Raw genomic sequence first — 14513 nt, forward strand, 5'->3', positions numbered from 1 at the left:
AATGCTCTCATTCGGGACTCTCTCTCGGCCCGGGCCTGCGTCGGCGCCCGCTCAGCCCTCGGCTTCGGCGGCGCGGAGGGAGATCGCCGAGGTTCCGGCGTCATCCACGAACCCGTCGACGTGGCGCTCATCGGGGCCGTTGTAGGCCGACAGCGGACGGATGAGCGCGTTGGATGCCGTCTGCTCCATGATGTGCGCCGTCCACCCGACGACGCGAGCCGCCACGAACAGCGGAGTGAAGGTGAGCGTGTCGAACCCCATGAGGTTGTACGCCGGACCCGACGGATAGTCGAGATTCGGGTAGATGCCCTTGCGCTCGACGAACTCCCGCTCGAGCGTCGCGTACAGCGCCTCGACGTCCGGCCGGTCGTAGTGCGCGACCAGGGTGTCGAGCGCCGCCTTCATGGTCGGCACGCGCGAGTCGCCGCGCTTGTAGACGCGGTGGCCGAAGCCCATGATCTTCCGCTTGTGGGCGAGGGCGTCCTCCAGCCACGGGACGACGTTGTCGGCATCGCCGATCTCGTCGAAGATGTGGAGCACCGCCTCGTTGGCGCCGCCGTGCAGCGGTCCCTTGAGGGCGCCGATCGCACCGACGACTGCCGAGTACAGGTCGCTCAGGGTCGAGGTGATGACCCGCGCCGTGAAGGTGGATGCGTTGAAGGAGTGCTCCGCATACAGGATCATCGAGCGGTTGAACGCGTCCACGACGACCGGATCCGCGATGCCCGACTCGGTCGACGGGTCCTGGCCGAAGGTCATCCAGAGGAAGTTCGCGGCGTAGTCGAGATCCTCGCGCGGGTCGATCGGGTCCAACCCGCGGCGGCGGCGCTGTCCGTAGGCGACGATGGCGGGAAGTGCCGCGAACAGGCGGATGCTGCGCGCGAGGTTCTGCTCGGGCGTGCCCGCGGCATCCAGCACCGAGCCCGTGCCGGCGAGGTCCCGCGCGCCGAGCACGCTGACCGCGGAACGGACTTCGTCCATCGGGTGGGCGTCGAGCGGGGTCATGTCGATGACCGCCTTGACGTCGTCCGGGAGCGCGCGGTGGGCGCGCTCGGTGGCGCGCAGCTGCGCGAGCTGGTCGGCATCCGGGAGGTCGCCGTTCCAGAGGAGGTAGGCGACCGCCTCGACCGGCTGCGTCGCGGCGAGCTCGTGCACGGGATAGCCGCGGTAGAGGAGCGAGTTGGTCTCGGGGTTCACCTTGCTCACGGCCGTGACGTCGGCGACGACGCCCGCGAGGCCCTTGTGGATGTCGGTGTCGGTCATTGCTCACTCCTCGTGATCTGGAAGGTGAAGACGTTCGTGTCGAAGTGGTTGTAGGCCTCGTAGTCGAGCAGGTCGTAGAGGTCTGCGCGGTGCTGCATCTCCCCGAGCCGCGACGTGAGGTGCCCCTCGTCGTTCAGAGTATCCAGCGCGCGCCCCGCCGCGCCCATCGCGATCCGCAGGAGCGAGACCGGCCAGATGACGATCTGCACGCCGGCATCCCGCAGCTGCGCGCTGGAGAAGAGATCGCTCTTGCCGAACTCGGTCATGTTGGCGAGCACCGGGACGTCGACGGCCGCCGCCACGGCCTCGAACTCGCCGAGGTCCCGCATCGCCTCGGGGAAGATCGCGTCGGCCCCGGCATCGACGAGCGCCTTCGCACGGTCGATCGCCGCTGCGAGTCCCTCGACGGCGCGGATGTCGGTGCGCGCCATGATGAGGAAGTTCGGGTCGCGACGCGCGTCGACGGCGGCGCGGATGCGCTTCAGCGCCGTGGACTCGTCGACGACCTGCTTGCCGTCGAGGTGGCCGCACCGCTTCGGATTGACCTGGTCCTCGATATGGGCCCCCGCCAGGCCCGCATCCTCGAGGGTCTGGATGGTGCGCGCGACGTTCATGGGCTCGCCGAACCCGGTGTCGGCATCGATGATGGCCGGCAGCTCGGTCGTGCGGGCGATCTGCTGACCGCGGCCGGCCACCTCGGTGAGAGTCGTGAGGCCGATGTCGGGAAGGCCGAGGTCGGCCGAGAGCACGGCGCCGGAGATGTAGACGCCCTCGAACCCCTTCTCCTCGATGAGGCGTGCCGACAGCGGGTTGAACGCTCCGGGGAAGCGCAGCATCTCCCCCGCCGCGAGACGCTCCCTCAGGATGCGCCGCTTCTCGGCGGCCGGCGTCTGTGCGTACAGCATCAGAACAGCCCCGCGGGCGACGGGACCGACGCCAGCACGCCCGACGTCGCGACGATGTTCAGCTCCTGCACCTCGGCGGCGGTGAGATCGGGCAGCCGCTCGGCGAGGGAGAGGAACCGCTCGATCTCGGCGGGCTCGAGCACGGGCTCGGCGAGGAGACGGAACTTCGCGACGTAGTTCTCGCGGGTGAACGGACGCGCGCCCAGCGGGTGCGCGTCTGCGACGGCGATCTCGTCCACGAGGGTGGTGCCGTCGGCGAAGGTGATCTCGACGCGACCGCCGAACGCCTTCTCATCCGGGTCCTCGGAGTGGTAGCGGCGCGTCCACTCGGCATCCTCCGCCGTCGTGATCTTGTGCCACAGCGCGACGGTGTCGGGGCGCGCGGCGCGCGCGGGCAGGTAGGAGTCGACGTGGTGCCAGCCGCCGTCCTGCAGGGCCACCGCGAAGATGTAGGGGATGGAGTGGTCGAGCGTCTCACGAGAGGCCCGCGGGTCGTACTTCTGCGGGTCGTTCGCGCCCGAGCCGATCACGTAGTGGGTGTGGTGACTCGTGTGCAGGACGATCGACTCGATCTCCTGGCCGTCCGGCCCCTGAGCCTGTCGAAGGGCGGGCCACGCCCCGTGGAGCTTGCGCGCCAGGTCGATCCAGGCCTGCGCCTGGTACTCGGCCGAGTGCTCCTTGGTGTACGAGTCGAGGATCGCCCGCTTGGGCTCGCCCGACGCCGGGAGCGGCACGTCGTACGCGGCATCCTTGCCGTCGAGCATCCAGGCGATCACACCGTCTTCGCCTTCGTAGATCGGCGCCGGCGAGGTCTGTCCGCGCATCGCCCGGTCGACGGCCTCGACCGCCATCTTCCCGGCGAACGCGGGGGCATGCGCCTTCCAGGTCGAGATCTCGCCCTTGCGAGACTGGCGGGTCGCGGTCGTCGTGTGCAGCGCCTGCGCGACGGCCTGCTCGATCGTCTCGGCGTCGAGCCCCAGGAGGGTGCCGATCCCGGCGGCGGCGGAGGGCCCGAGGTGGGCGACATGGTCGATCTTGTGCTTGTGGAGGCTGATGGCGCGGACGAGATCCATCTGGATCTCGTAGCCGGTCGCGATGCCGCGGACGAGCGCCGCTCCGTCGGCACCCACGTGCTGGGCGACGGCGAGGATCGGCGGGATGTTGTCGCCGGGGTGGGAGTACTCGGCGGCGAGGAAGGTGTCGTGGTAGTCGAGTTCGCGCACGGCGACGCCGTTCGCCCAGGCTGCCCACTCGGGGCTCGTGAGAGTCTCGGCGGGCTCGCCGAACACGGTCGCGCCGTGTCCGTTGCGCGACACGGGGTGATCCAGCGCCTGCGCGCGGGCGGCGGTCACGGGCCCGCGGGTGAGGGATGCCGCGGCGACCGACGCGTTGTCGATGACGCGGTTGATGATCATCTCGACGACGTCGGCGTCGACGGCGACCGGGTCGACGGCGACCTCGGCGATGGCGTGGGCGAGCTGATCCTCGCGAGCGAGGTTCGCGGAGCTCGGGTGCACGCGGACGTGGTGGGTGACGGTCATGCGGAGGCCTCCAGGGTGTCGAGGATCGAGGTGAGTGCGTTGTGCAGGTGGACGTGGGTGGCGTGGGCCGCGAGGTCGCCGTCGCCGGCGCCGATCGCGGCGGCGATGACGCGATGCTCCCCGGCAGAGGCCGCGAGGCGTTCCGGCTTGTCGCGCGCGAGCCGTCGGACCCGGACGAGGTGCGTTCGCACGTTCCGCAGCGCCGCGGCGAGGTAATCGTTCGCGACCGCGTCGTCGAGTTCGCGGTCGAACCGGGCGATGAGCGCGTAGTACGCGTCGGGGCCGGCCGCGGCATCCGTGGCGGCGAACTCGTCCGCGAGGGCGCGGAAGACACTCCGGTCGCCGCGTGCGGCCGCCACGCGGGCGGTGCTCTCCTCGAGGGCGCGGCGCAGTTCGAAGAGGGCGCGGATGTCGTCGACATCGACGGCGGTGACGACCGTGACGCGGGGAGATGCCTGCGCGACGAGGCCGTCCGCACTCAGGCGGGAGAGCGCTTCGCGCAGCGGCGTCCGGCTCACGCCGAGACGCGCGGACTGCTCGACCTCGCCGAGGACGGCGCCCGGCGCCAGCACGCCGGACTGGATCTCCTCCCGCAGCGTGGCGTACGCGCGATCGCTTGCTCGCACCGGATCCTCCCGTCAGACAGGATCATTGTATACACAACGCCGTGCTGCGGGCCACGAAGACCCGAGAGAGGCCTTCTGTGTACACAGGCGGGGATTCGACCTCCGCCTTCCGCCTCAGCCCAGGATGCGGGTGTCGATGACCTCTCCGCCCCGGATCGACAGCCCCGCGGCCAGCGACGGATCGGCGGCGAGAGCCTCGTCGACCCCGAGGTCGGCGAGGGCGATCGTGTACCGCAGGGTCGCGTTCGTGAGCGCCAGCGTGGAGGTCAGCGGCACCGCACCGGGCATGTTGGCCACGGCGTAGTAGATCGCGTCGTGGACGCGGTACGTGGGGGCGGAGTGCGTCGTCGCATGCGTCCCCTCGAAGCAGCCGCCCTGATCGACGGCGATGTCCACGAGCACCGACCCGGGCCGCATCCGCTCGACCATGTCGAGGGTCACGAGCTTCGGCGCCGCGGCCCCCGGGATGAGGACCGATCCGACGACGAGGTCGGCGTCCGCGACGAGGTCGGAGATCGTGCGGCGCGACGAGACGCGCGTGTCCACGCGACCACCGAACTGCTCGTCGAGCACGCGCAGGCGCGGGATCGAGACGTCCACGATCGTCACGTGCGCGCCGAGACCGACGGCCATCTGCGCCGCATGGGTGCCGGCGACGCCGCCGCCGATGACGACGACGCGTCCGCGGGGCGTGCCCGGGACGCCGCCGAGGAGGATGCCTCGCCCCCCGGCCGGTCCGAGGAGATGCTCCGCGCCGACCTGGACCGACAGGCGGCCCGCGATCTCGCTCATCGGGGCGAGGAGCGGCAGCGACCGGTCGGGCAGCTGAACGGTCTCGTAGGCGATCGCCGTGGTCCCGGCATCCACAAGCGCCTGCGTCAGCGCCGGGTCCGCCGCGAGGTGGAGGTACGTGAAGAGGGTCAGGTCCGCGCGCAGGTAGCCGTACTCGGCGGCGATGGGCTCCTTCACCTTGACGAGGAGCTCCGCGGCGTTCCAGACCTCGACCGCGGTGGCGACGATCTCCGCGCCCGCGGCGCGGTAGTCGTCGTCGGAGAATCCCGACCCCGCACCCGCCCCGCTCTGGATCAGCACGCGGTGCCCGCGCGCGACGAGCTCGTCGACGCCCGTCGGCGTCATGCCGACCCGGCGTTCGCTGTCCTTGATCTCTGCGGGAACACCGATGATCATGGGGACTCCTCCGATCGGTCCGCCCTCGGATGGGGCGGCGCGGCGAAAACGATCGCACTCCCGCGAGTCCGCGACAAGGGCGATCGAAGAATCACCTGAATCGACGGTCCGGATCGAACTAGGATCGGCCCATGGCTGCTACAGGCTCCGATCCGTCGATGGATGCGACGGATCTCCGACTCGTCGACGAGCTGCGCGCCGACGCACGACAGCCCCTCAGCCGGCTGGCCGAGCGGCTCGGGGTGGCCGCATCCACGGTGCACGCGCGGATCGCCCGCCTCGTCTCGCGCGGGGTCATCCGCCGCTTCACCGTCGACGTCGATCCCACCGCTCTCGGCTACCGCACGGAGGCGCTCGTCTCGGTGCGGATCCGCCCGGGAGCGCGTGCGCAGCTGACGCGGTTCGCCGAGGAGCTGAAGTCCCACCCCGACGTGGCGCAGTACTTCTACGTCGCGGGGGCGGAGGACTTCGTGATCCACTTCCGCGGGCGCGACAGCGCGGATCTCCGGTCGTTCGTGACCGATCACCTCTCGACCCACTCCATCGTGGCCGCGACCAACACGAGCCTCATCTTCGAACGGACCGACGGCCTCCGCGGCGTCTGACGCGACCCGCGACCGGCGGCGGTGAGGCATCCTGGAACGGTGCGCGCGGCGCGCACCGTCTGCACCGGAGGAGACACACCATGGCCGAGGCCGTCATCGTCGACGTCGTCCGCACCGCGTCCGGACGGGGCAAGATCGGGGGCGCGCTCTCCGGCATCCATCCGGTGGACCTCCTCAGCACCGTGCTCGAGGCGCTCGTCCGACGTACCGGACTCGACCCCGCTCTCATCGACGACGTCATCGGCGGCTGCGTCGGTCAGGTCGGCGAGCAGTCCGCGAACATCACCCGTCAGGCGGTTCTGGCCGCGGGGTTCCCCGAACACGTTCCCGCGACCACGATCGACCGGCAGTGCGGGTCGAGCCAGCAGGCGGCGGCGTTCGCGGCGCAGGCCGTGATCTCCGGCATGCAGGATGTCGTCATCGCGTGCGGTGTCGAGTCCATGAGTCGCGTGCCCCTCGGCTCTCAGACGCTCGGGCAGGATTTCGCCGGGTCGAAGCTCCGCCGCCGCTACCCCGATGGGCTCGTGAACCAGGGCATCTCCGCCGAACTGATCGCGGCCAGGTGGGGCCTCTCGCGCGCGCGTCTGGATGACTTCTCCGCGCAGTCGCATGCGCGTGCGGCTACGGCCGAGCAGGCGGGGCTGTTCGCCGACGAGATCGTGCCGATCGAGGTCATGGATGCCTCCGGAGCCGCCCGCGCCCACACCGTCGACGAGACCGTGCGACCCACGACGACCGCCGCCGGGCTCGGGGCCCTCGCGGCATCCTTCCGCACCGACGCGTACGCGCAGCGGTTCCCGCAGATCGAGTGGGCGATCACGCCGGGGAACTCCTCGCCGCTCACCGACGGCGCCTCCGCAGCCCTCATCATGTCGGCCGAGAAGGCGAGAGCCCTGGGGCTCAGGCCGCGCGCCCGCTTCGTCTCGTTCGCCGTCGTGGGCGATGACCCGATCCTCATGCTGACCGGCCCGATCCCGGCGACCGCCAGGATCCTCGCGCGGACGGGCCTGTCGATCGGCGACATCGACGCGTTCGAGGTCAACGAGGCGTTCGCTCCTGTCCCGCTCGCCTGGCTCGCCGAGACCGGCGCCGATCCCGACCGGCTCAACCCGCGCGGCGGGGCGATCGCCCTCGGCCATGCACTCGGATCCTCGGGGACGCGTCTGCTCGCGACGCTCGTCAACCAGTTGGAGGCCACCGGCGGCCGGTACGGCCTGCAGACGATGTGCGAGGGCGCCGGCATGGCGAACGCGACCCTCATCGAGAGGATCGGCTGATCCGACTATTCACGAATTTGTGAAATCAGCGTAGAGTCACGGCCATGACCTCCGTGATCCAGACGTCGGACCTGCACAAGCACTTCGGAGCGGCGCGCGCCCTCGACGGCCTCGACCTCACCGTCGGAGAGGGGCAGGTGCACGGATTCCTCGGCCCCAACGGCGCAGGCAAGTCGACGACCCTCCGCATCCTGCTCGGACTCGCACGCGCCACGAGCGGTCAGGCACGCGTATTCGGCGTCGAACCGTGGCGGAACGCCGCGAGCCTGCACCGCCGCATCGCCTACGTCCCCGGCGACGTCACCCTGTGGCCGAACATCTCGGGCGGCGAGACGATCGACCTGCTCAGCCGTCTGCGCGGAGGCGGGCAGGGCCGCGCGTACCGGGAGTCCGCCGAGCGCCTCATCGCCGCGTTCCAGTTCGATCCGCGCAAACACGGCCGCGCCTACTCGAAAGGCAACCGTCAGAAGGTCGCGCTGATCGCGGCGTTCGCCGTGCCCGCCGAGCTCTACATCCTCGATGAGCCGACGAGCGGCCTCGATCCGCTCATGGAAGTCGTCTTCCGCGGCGAGATCGCCCGCGTGCGGCAGGCGGGCGCGACGGTGCTGCTCTCGAGCCATATCCTCTCCGAGGTCGAACTGCTGTGCGAACGCGTCTCGATCATCCGCGCCGGCCGCATCGTCGACGCCGGCACGCTCACCGAGATGCGCCATCTGACCCGCACCGAGGTGTCGTTCGCCGCCTCCCCCATCGCCACGCTCGCGGCCGCGCAGGCGATCCCCGGCGCGGCAGATGCGGTCGAGGATGCCGGGAGGGTGAGCGTGACCCTGGCCAGCGACGCCGTTGCGGCCTCCCTCCCCACACTGGGGGCATGGGGAGTGGAGGGGCTGCGCATCGCCCCGCCCTCGCTCGAGGAGCTGTTCCTGCGGCACTACGGGGACGCCCCCTCGCCCATCTCGGGCACCGGCTCGAAGGTCGGACGATGAGGGGCACCCTGCTGGCCCTGCTGGGGCAGCGCCTGCGGCGCGATCGGGTGCAGCTCATCCTGTGGATCGGCGGCACCGCTGCGCTCGCCGGCGCCGGGTTCGCCGGGGTCCAGGGCTCGTACGGGGACGAGCAGGAGCGCACCGCGCTGCTCGCGACCGTCATGGCCAACCCGGTCATCCTGCTCTTCCGCGGCCTGCCCTCGGGCGCAGGAGAGTCGCAGATGGTCGTCTTCCTCCTGCTGCCGTGGCTGCTGCTGCTCGCGGCGATGATGAGCACGTTCCTGGCCGTGCGCCACACGCGCAGCGACGAGGAGGACGGGCGGCTCGAGCTGATCTCGGCGACGCCCGCCGCCCGCTGGCTCCCGACGATCGCGACCGTGATCCACGGCGCGGGCGCCAACGTCGTCCTCGGCGCGCTCGTGGCGGCGGCGTTCCTCGCCAACGGCGCCGCGGCACCGGGTGCGCTCCTCGTCGGAGCCGCGTGCGCTCTCATCGGCATCGCCTTCCTCGGGGTCGGCCTCGTGGCCGCGCAGCTGATGCCGACCTCGCGCGGGGCGAACTCGCTGTCGACCTGGGTCCTGCTGGGCGCCTTCGTCCTGGCCGGTATGGGCAACGCCCTCGGCACCCCGAGCGACGATCTGACCCGGATGCAGAGCTCGTGGCTGACATGGCTCTCGCCCTTCGGGTGGGCCGAGAACACGCGCGCGTTCGATGCGGATGCCGGATGGCCGATCGGACTTCTGGCCCTCACCGCCGCGGTTCTCATCGCCGGCGCCCTCGTGCTGCACGGGCGGCGGGATCTCGGCGGGGCGTTCATCGCCGAGCGGGCGGGACGCGCCACAGCCCGCCCGCGACTGCGCTCGCACCTGGCGCTCGTGACCAGGCAGGCGACGCCCTCGACCGTCGGCTGGATCGTCGGCGGGCTGCTCGTCGGGGCGCTTGCGACGGCGCTCGGCGCGGTCGTGGGCGACATCGGGGGCGAGAATCCGACCGTCGCCGCAGTGCTCCGGAAGCTCGGCGGAGGCGCCGATCTGCAGACGGAGATGGTGGTCGTGTTCTTCACCATGCTCGGCATCCTCGCCGCCTGCGCGGGCGTCCAGACCGTCATCCGCGCCCGGCAGGATGAGGCACGGGGCACCGCGGAGATCGTCCTCGCGACCCCGATCGCACGCGTACGCTGGCTGGCCGACTACCTCGTCGTGGCGCTCGTCGCGCTCACCCTCACCCTCGCGGCCGGAGTCGTCGGCGCGGCGCTCGGCGGACTGTCGGCGCCGAACGCGGGCGCGCTCACCCGGGATGCGCTCGTCGCCGGCGCGGGTCAGGTGCTGCCCGCGGCCGTGTTCGCGGGGCTCACCGCCCTCGTGTTCGTCCTCGCTCCCCGCCTGACGATCGGGCTCGGCTGGACGCTCGTCATGCTCGCCGCCCTGGTCGGTCTCTTCGGTCCCCTGGTCGGCATGGACCAGGCGATCGCCGCCGTCTCGCCGTTCGCCTCTGCGCTCACCCCGACACCGGAGGGCGTCGACGCGGGCGGATTCTGGTGGATCCTCGCGGCCTCCGTCGCCGGTATCATCGTGCCGCTGGCGCTCATGCGGCGCCGCGAACTGGCGACGGGAGGATGACGATGGTCGCGCATCCCGGGGTCGAGCCCGCCGAGCAGGCGGCCGCGGGCCTGGCCGCCGCCGGCATGGCGCGCATGCCCGCCCGGGTGATGATGGCCCTGGTGGGTTCGCCCGACGACGGCTACACCGCGGCCGAGCTCGCCGAGCGGCTGGGCGTCTCGGCGGCCGCCGTCTCGGGCGCCGTGCGCTACCTGCAGTCGATGCGGATGATCGACCGGATCTCGCGCCCCGGCGACCGCCGCGACCGTTACGACCTCGCCGACGATGCCTGGCACGGGGTGATCACCGCGAACTCGCCGATCTACACGCGGCTCGCCGAGCTGATGGATGCCATCGCGGACGAGAACACGGCGGCTCCGGCCTCGGTGCGTCGCGCGCGCGACACGGCCTCGTTCCTGCGCTTCCTCGCCGAACGCCTGCCGCAGCTGGCCGACGAGTGGCGCGCATCGACTACCGTCGAACGGTGACGTCCGCACCCGACACCTACACCGTGGCCACCGACGGAGCCTGCAAGGGCAATCCGGGACCGACCGGATGGGCGTGGGTCGGCGAAGACGGCCAGTGGGCCGCCGGCGCGATCCCGGTCGGCACCAACAACATCGGCGAGCTGATGGGCATGCTCAAGGCGATCGAGGATCACGCCGACGTGCCGCACCTCGTGGTGCAGGCCGATTCGAAGTATGCGATCGACACCTACGCCTCGTGGATGGACGCTCACCGCCGGCGCGGGTGGAAGACCTCGACGGGCGCCCCGACGAAGAACCAGGATCTGCTCGAACAGCTGATCGCCGCCCGTGACGCGCGGCGCGCGGCCGGACTGCCCGACGTCGTGCTCGAGCACGTCCGCGGACACCGCGGGCACGTCCTGAACGAGTGGGCCGACGAACGGGCCGTGCGCGGCGCCGAGCACGCGGCGAAGGGGACGGCATCGGCCTGGTCCAGCCTCGGCGGCCTGCACCCGACCCTCGATGTGTCGGCTGCGCCCGCGAAGAAGCGCTGACCCCGGCCGGCCCGGTCCGCTCCGGCGCCCGCCACGGCGATATCCCCGCCGGGGCCGATCAGGAGGAGTTCGGGCGAGGCGGGTTCCGCCGTTCGCCGAGCCACTCCTCGAGGCGGTCGAGCGCGGCACGCTGCCCGGCGACCAGCCGGGGCCGCGCCTCGGCCAGGGGCATCCACTCGACCCGGTCGACCTCGGGGAAGCTCTGCCGCCGCCCCGACCGCGGGGGCCACTCCATCTCGAACAGGCCGAACACGGCGCCCTCCACCTCGAAGCCGGTGCCGTCGGCGGCGAAGACGGTCACCCGCTTGCCGGACGAGGAGGCGAACGTTCCGAGCTCGGCGTCGTCGTCGTCCGACCCCGGGGGCGGCTCGAGGCCCAGCTCCTCGCGGAACTCGCGCTTCGCCGCATCCCGGGGGCTTTCGACGGCGGGGTCGTACTCTCCCTTGGGGATCGACCACGCGGCGGCGTCCTTCGTGGCCCAGAACGGGCCGCCCATGTGTGCGACGAGCGCCGACACCCCTCCGTCCAGGTCGACCCGGTACAGCAGGATGCCGGCGCTCGTCGTGACCACGTCGCGACCGCCCGATCAGGCCGGTCGGCTCTTCGGCGACACCGTGTCGGTCTCCGCGCCGTCGGTCACGGCGACACTGCTGAGCGCGTCGTTGACGGCGGCGTAGGTCGCGTCGTCGAGCGTGATGTCGGAGGCCTTGACCGTGTCTTCGAGCTGCTCGGGGCGCGAGGCGCCGACCAGCGCCGCGGCGATGTTCGGGTTGTGCAGGACCCACGCGAGCGAGAGCTGCGCGACGGTGATCCCGGCCTCGTCTGCGATGGGCTTCAGCTTCTGCACCGCGGTCAGGACGTCATCGTTCAGGAAGCGCTTGATGAAGTTCGCGCCGCTCTTCTCGTCAGTGGCGCGCGACCCCTCCGGAACCGGCTGCCCGGGCAGGTACTTGCCGGTGAGCACGCCCTGCGCGAGCGGCGACCAGACGATCTGCGACATTCCGAGCTCCTCGGAGGTGGGGATCACCTTCTCCTCGATGACGCGCCACAGCGCCGAGTACTGCGGCTGGTTCGAGACCAGCTGGAAGCCGAGGTCGGTCGCGAGCGCATGCCCCGCGCGCAGCTGCTCCGCCGTCCACTCACTGACGCCGATGTAGAGCGCCTTGCCCTGACGGACGATGTCGGAGAAGGCCTGCATCGTCTCCTCGAGCGGGGTCTCGTAGTCGTAGCGGTGCGCCTGGTAGAGGTCGACGTAGTCGACCTCGAGGCGGCGCAGCGACCCGTGGATGCCGTCCATCAGGTGCTTGCGGGACAGGCCCTGGTCGTTCGGGCCCTTCTTGCCGATCGGCCAGTACACCTTCGTGAAGATCTCGAGATTCGCGCGCTCCTGACCCTTGAGGGCCTTGGCGAGCACGACCTCCGCCGCCGTGTTGGCGTACGCGTCGGCGGTGTCGAAGCTCGTGATGCCGAGATCGAGTGCCTTGTGCACGGTGGCGACGGCGGCGTCGTCGCCGACCTGCGAGGCGTGCGTCACCCAGTTGCCGTAGGTGATCTCCGAGATCTTGAAGCCGCTGTTGCCGAGGTACCGATAATTGACCATGTCTCCACGCTAGTCCCGAGGCGGATGCCGAGGGCCGCTGCGTCAGGCGATCGCGTCGTCGTGACGCGGACGCGGGGCGGTGTCCCCGTGCGCCGGGATCACCCCGAAGTCCGTCAGCAGCTCCCCCATCTGAGTGTTGTCGAGACGGTCGTACAGGCGCCCCTTCAGGAAGTTCGGCCCGGGGATGTCGACGGTCTCGCCGTCACGCAGCCGCGCCATCCCCTTCATCAGGTAGCGGATGTCGTAGGTCGAGTTGAACACCTCGGGTACGCCCCGATCGACGCCGAGCAGCTGGTACACCGCCTCCATCGCCGTCCGCACCGAATACTCGGTCGTGAAGATCGTGTCGCGCGTGGTTTCGGCGAACTGGCCGAGGAATGCGAAGTTCGCGCTCCCGTCCGGCACGACCTGCGGCCGATCGCCGGCCTTGCGCGGCATGAAGAACGACGTGATGTACGGCATCATCACGGGCACGCATTTCGCTCCGGATGCCGCCAGCTCGGGGATCTGGTCGGTCGGAACGCCCATGTGGTAGAGCCATTCCTGGGTGATCTCCTCGCCGGTGCAGTCCTGCATGGGCTTCTTCACGAAATCGCCGGGAGTCTCCACGAACAGGCCGTAGACCCAGACGACGATCTCGTTCGGCTTCTGGGCTTTGAAGTGCGGTTGACGGTTGACCGTCCAGCTCATGAGCCACGACGAGTCCTTCGCCGTGACGATGCCGCCGGTGACGACCTTGCCGCTGAAGGGATCGCGCTGCGCGATCCTCTCGATGTAGGCGGGGATGCGCTCGTCGATGGTCGTGACCGTCGCCGACTCCCACTTGGTCTTGTCGATGTCGCTGCAGAAGACCTCCGGCCGGCCGAAGTCGTCGCGCTTCGCGGCGAGCTTCCTCCACAGGTCCCACGCGGGGGCGGGGCCTGCCTTGATCACCGGCGCCGTCTCCTGGTCGCCGTTGTCGGAGTTCTCGGTGAGCGACCCGATGATCGCGAGACACAGATCGTCCTCGCCGAGGTCGACCCCGCCCGCGCCGTCGGCATCCGTCCATTCGATGCGGGTCGCGCGGAACGTGTCGCCGTCGAACGCGAAGTCGATGTCGGTGACGCTCGTGCGGAAGCGGAGGCGCACCCCCTGCTCCTGCAGCCAGTTGTACATCGGGATCACGATAGATTCGAACTGGTTGTACTTCGTGAACTTCAGCGCCGACAGGTCGGGGAGCCCCCCGATGTGGTGCATGAAACGGTGCAGGTAGAGCTTCATCTCGAGGGCGGAGTGCCACTCCTCGAACGCGAACATCGTGCGCCAGTAGAGCCAGAAGTTGCTCTTCAGGAAGTCCTCTCCGAAGACCTCGTCGATGCGCTTGTCCTCCATCTCCTCGCGCGTGGCGAGGATGACCTTGGTGATGTCCTTCTGAGCCTTCTCCGACAGCGTGAACAGCTTGTTCGTGTGGGCGTCCTGCCCCTGCTTCTCGGTGACCCGGCAGAGCGAGTAGTTGGGGTCGTCCTTGTTCAGCCAGAAGAACTCGTCGAGGACGCTCGCGCCCTCGATCTCGATCGAGGGGATCGTGCGGAAGAGGTCCCACAGGCATTCCATGTGGTCCTCCATCTCGCGTCCGCCGCGGATGACGAACCCCTTGTCGGGGTACTTGATGCCATCGAGCGCTCCACCGGGCAGCATGAGCTCCTCGATGATCGTGATCCGATCGCCCGCCATCTGTCCGTCGCGGACGAGGAAGACCGCCGCGGCCATGCCCGCGAGGCCGCCGCCGACGATCCAGGCGGATTTGTCATCGACGCCTTCCGGCTTGCGGGGGCGGGCGAAGGCCTCGTAGTTGCCGTTGCTGTAGTACACGTGCGGTCCCTTTCGTCGCTGGCCGATAGACCCAGTCCATCGGAGGACGGCC

General features: G+C 70.4%; 14 protein-coding genes. 6 read left to right on the top strand and 8 right to left on the bottom strand.

Annotation, left to right across the window (positions count from 1 at the left end; all coding sequences use genetic code 11):
• Positions 1–51: 51 nt before the first annotated feature.
• From J0P97_RS01595 to ald, 5 genes are all read right to left on the bottom strand, one after another.
• The gene (locus J0P97_RS01595; protein ID WP_215486011.1) at positions 52–1263 is read right to left on the bottom strand and encodes a bifunctional 2-methylcitrate synthase/citrate synthase; all 1212 of its coding nucleotides are present in this window, start codon (positions 1261–1263) and stop codon (positions 52–54) included.
• Positions 1260–2168 (bottom strand): methylisocitrate lyase, encoded by a 909-nt coding sequence (gene prpB / locus J0P97_RS01600; RefSeq protein ID WP_215486012.1) that lies wholly within the window; start codon positions 2166–2168, stop codon positions 1260–1262. The genes J0P97_RS01595 and prpB overlap by 4 nt, the downstream gene beginning before the upstream one ends.
• Complete coding sequence (locus J0P97_RS01605; RefSeq protein ID WP_215486013.1) at positions 2168–3709, bottom strand: MmgE/PrpD family protein; 1542 nt, start codon at positions 3707–3709, stop codon at positions 2168–2170. The genes prpB and J0P97_RS01605 overlap by 1 nt, the downstream gene beginning before the upstream one ends.
• Positions 3706–4335: a GntR family transcriptional regulator gene (locus J0P97_RS01610; protein ID WP_215486014.1), complete on the bottom strand. Its 630-nt coding sequence runs from the start codon at positions 4333–4335 to the stop codon at positions 3706–3708. The genes J0P97_RS01605 and J0P97_RS01610 overlap by 4 nt, the downstream gene beginning before the upstream one ends.
• A 114-nt stretch (positions 4336–4449) precedes the next feature.
• Positions 4450–5523, bottom strand: coding sequence for an alanine dehydrogenase (ald, locus tag J0P97_RS01615; RefSeq protein WP_215486015.1), 1074 nt, complete (start codon positions 5521–5523; stop codon positions 4450–4452).
• A gap of 131 nt (positions 5524–5654) precedes the next feature.
• Between ald and J0P97_RS01620 the strand changes: the two genes are divergently transcribed.
• From J0P97_RS01620 to J0P97_RS01645, 6 genes are all read left to right on the top strand, one after another.
• Entirely contained in the window at positions 5655–6128 is a 474-nt protein-coding gene (locus J0P97_RS01620; RefSeq protein WP_246539387.1) for an Lrp/AsnC family transcriptional regulator, read from the top strand.
• Between the two features lie 80 nt (positions 6129–6208).
• A complete protein-coding gene (locus tag J0P97_RS01625; RefSeq protein ID WP_215486016.1) occupies positions 6209–7405 on the top strand; it encodes a thiolase family protein in 1197 nt (398 codons plus the stop codon).
• A gap of 44 nt (positions 7406–7449) precedes the next feature.
• The gene (locus J0P97_RS01630) at positions 7450–8391 is read left to right on the top strand and encodes an ABC transporter ATP-binding protein (protein ID WP_215486017.1); all 942 of its coding nucleotides are present in this window, start codon (positions 7450–7452) and stop codon (positions 8389–8391) included.
• Positions 8388–10010 (top strand): ABC transporter permease, encoded by a 1623-nt coding sequence (locus tag J0P97_RS01635; protein WP_215486018.1) that lies wholly within the window; start codon positions 8388–8390, stop codon positions 10008–10010. Before J0P97_RS01630 ends, J0P97_RS01635 begins: the two co-directional genes overlap by 4 nt.
• Before the next feature lie 2 nt (positions 10011–10012).
• Positions 10013–10477 (top strand): GbsR/MarR family transcriptional regulator, encoded by a 465-nt coding sequence (locus J0P97_RS01640; protein WP_246539389.1) that lies wholly within the window; start codon positions 10013–10015, stop codon positions 10475–10477.
• Positions 10474–11010 (top strand): ribonuclease H family protein, encoded by a 537-nt coding sequence (locus tag J0P97_RS01645; RefSeq protein ID WP_215486020.1) that lies wholly within the window; start codon positions 10474–10476, stop codon positions 11008–11010. Before J0P97_RS01640 ends, J0P97_RS01645 begins: the two co-directional genes overlap by 4 nt.
• Positions 11011–11068: 58 nt before the next feature.
• On the opposite strand, the gene J0P97_RS01650 is transcribed toward J0P97_RS01645, so the two are convergent.
• From J0P97_RS01650 to J0P97_RS01660, 3 genes are read right to left on the bottom strand one after another with little or no spacing between them, the layout of a single operon-like run.
• Entirely contained in the window at positions 11069–11581 is a 513-nt protein-coding gene (locus tag J0P97_RS01650) for an NUDIX hydrolase (RefSeq protein ID WP_215486021.1), read from the bottom strand.
• A 15-nt stretch (positions 11582–11596) separates the two neighbouring features.
• The gene (locus tag J0P97_RS01655; RefSeq protein WP_215486022.1) at positions 11597–12610 is read right to left on the bottom strand and encodes an aldo/keto reductase family protein; all 1014 of its coding nucleotides are present in this window, start codon (positions 12608–12610) and stop codon (positions 11597–11599) included.
• Positions 12611–12652: 42 nt separating this feature from the next.
• Complete coding sequence (locus J0P97_RS01660; RefSeq protein WP_215486023.1) at positions 12653–14461, bottom strand: oleate hydratase; 1809 nt, start codon at positions 14459–14461, stop codon at positions 12653–12655.
• Positions 14462–14513: the final 52 nt, after the last annotated feature.

It is taken from the genome of Microbacterium flavum, from assembly GCF_018717645.1.
GTDB classification, from domain to species: Bacteria; Actinomycetota; Actinomycetes; order Actinomycetales; family Microbacteriaceae; genus Microbacterium; species Microbacterium flavum.

Excerpts from the sequence above, each read along its gene's own strand:
- J0P97_RS01635 (WP_215486018.1), top strand. The coding sequence starts at position 8,388 with ATGAGGGGCACCCTGCTGGCCCTGCTGGGGCAGCGCCTGCGGCGCGAT.
- J0P97_RS01605 (WP_215486013.1), bottom strand. The coding sequence starts at position 3,709 with ATGACCGTCACCCACCACGTCCGCGTGCACCCGAGCTCCGCGAACCTC.
- J0P97_RS01620 (WP_246539387.1), top strand. The coding sequence starts at position 5,655 with ATGGCTGCTACAGGCTCCGATCCGTCGATGGATGCGACGGATCTCCGA.
- J0P97_RS01655 (WP_215486022.1), bottom strand. The coding sequence starts at position 12,610 with ATGGTCAATTATCGGTACCTCGGCAACAGCGGCTTCAAGATCTCGGAG.
- prpB (WP_215486012.1), bottom strand. The coding sequence starts at position 2,168 with ATGCTGTACGCACAGACGCCGGCCGCCGAGAAGCGGCGCATCCTGAGG.
- J0P97_RS01630 (WP_215486017.1), top strand. The coding sequence starts at position 7,450 with ATGACCTCCGTGATCCAGACGTCGGACCTGCACAAGCACTTCGGAGCG.
- ald (WP_215486015.1), bottom strand. The coding sequence starts at position 5,523 with ATGATCATCGGTGTTCCCGCAGAGATCAAGGACAGCGAACGCCGGGTC.
- J0P97_RS01625 (WP_215486016.1), top strand. The coding sequence starts at position 6,209 with ATGGCCGAGGCCGTCATCGTCGACGTCGTCCGCACCGCGTCCGGACGG.
- J0P97_RS01595 (WP_215486011.1), bottom strand. The coding sequence starts at position 1,263 with ATGACCGACACCGACATCCACAAGGGCCTCGCGGGCGTCGTCGCCGAC.
- J0P97_RS01640 (WP_246539389.1), top strand. The coding sequence starts at position 10,013 with ATGGTCGCGCATCCCGGGGTCGAGCCCGCCGAGCAGGCGGCCGCGGGC.